Source organism: Nocardia noduli, assembly GCF_019038455.1.
GTDB lineage: Bacteria > Actinomycetota > Actinomycetes > Mycobacteriales > Mycobacteriaceae > Nocardia > Nocardia noduli.
In genome coordinates this window covers 1-324 of record NZ_JAFMPL010000326.1, presented here as the reverse complement: position 1 = coordinate 324, position 324 = coordinate 1, and the positions used below count along the sequence as shown (strand labels likewise).

Sequence of the window (324 nt, the reverse complement as noted above, 5' to 3'; positions counted from 1 at the left end):
CCGCACCCGCCGCGGCGATACCCCGACGAGAAGCCAACACCAGCGACCGCACACCCCGCACACCCACCAGATGCCGGGCCAGGATCCGACCCAAACCACCGGTACCACCGGTCACCACCACAGTCCCACGACCGGCAATCGAGATATCCGACAAGGTGTTCTCGGCATCCGAGATGTCCGCTGCCGTGGTTGTGTCGCCGCGCCCTGGTACACGGGTCAGTCGTGGAGTGTGGGCGATATCGTCGCGGATAAGGACCTGAGGCTCCCCTACCGCCACTGCCAGCGATACGATCCCGGCCAGATCGGTGGTGTCGGTGTCGGTGT

1 protein-coding gene is annotated in these 324 nt (G+C 65.7%); it reads right to left on the bottom strand.

Annotation, left to right across the window (positions count from 1 at the left end; translation table 11 throughout):
* On the bottom strand, nt 1–115 hold a 115-nt coding region (locus tag JZ792_RS43470), incomplete at its 3' end, for a KR domain-containing protein (RefSeq protein ID WP_368858182.1).
* Between the last annotated feature and the right edge of the window lie 209 nt (nt 116–324).